This window comes from Globicatella sanguinis NBRC 15551 (genome assembly GCF_001552295.1).
Taxonomy (GTDB): domain Bacteria; phylum Bacillota; class Bacilli; order Lactobacillales; family Aerococcaceae; genus Globicatella; species Globicatella sanguinis.
In genome coordinates this window covers 1-793 of sequence record NZ_BCQX01000239.1, presented here as the reverse complement: position 1 = coordinate 793, position 793 = coordinate 1, and the positions used below count along the sequence as shown (strand labels likewise).

The 793-nt window shown below is 30.4% G+C and carries 1 protein-coding gene; it reads left to right on the top strand.

Features of this window, described 5'->3' with window-relative positions:
* Window positions 1-461 (top strand): GNAT family N-acetyltransferase (locus tag GSA01S_RS10350; protein ID WP_306306909.1); only part of this gene is annotated, 461 nt, incomplete at its 5' end.
* Window positions 462-793: the final 332 nt, after the last annotated feature.

The window sequence follows — 793 nt, the reverse complement described above, 5'->3', positions numbered from 1 at the left end:
CAGTAATAATTAAGGAAATAAATGAATCGTTAGAAAAATCGCAAATAGTTAAAAATATTTTGCAAGAGTTACCTGAATGGTTTGGAATTGAAGAAGCTACTCAATGGTATATGGATGATGCTAAAACAAGTGAGTGTCTTGTCGCTTTTGATGAGAATGAACCTGTTGGATTTGTAACACTATCAAATACTAGTGTAGATTGTGTTGAAATTGTCTGTTTGGGAGTTTTACCATCCTATCATCGAAAAGGAATAGGTAAACAACTTATGAAAGCAGCTGAAAAATTAATGACCGGTCGCTATCACTTAATTCAAGTTAAAACAGTAGATGAAGGTCATTATCAGCAGAATGATGCAACGAACCAATTTTATCGTTGTTGTGGCTTTAAAAAATTAGAAGTCTTTCCGACATTATGGGATGAACATAATCCCTGTTTAGTATGGGTTAAAGCACTATCATAATCATTGTCATAAAAAGTCAGTATAAAAATTGAGTTTTACTTGAATTTTGTGAATTAATTTGATGAAATTAACTTAAATAACAGTCAGTTAATAATATTAGACTAAGTAAGAAGGAAATCGTAGAATTGCTTACTGGAAATAAATTTTTGCACCAGATAGTATTACGAAGGGCTAAGACATTACCAAATATGAGGACGACAAAGCCATCAAAAATGTAAAGAAAGTAGTAACTATCTTTTAAACTAAATATTGATTTTATACCTTATAAAAATATTTGAGCGATAATAGACGTTGGGCATAAACTTGTTAAATTTAGTCAAGTTTATTGTTCG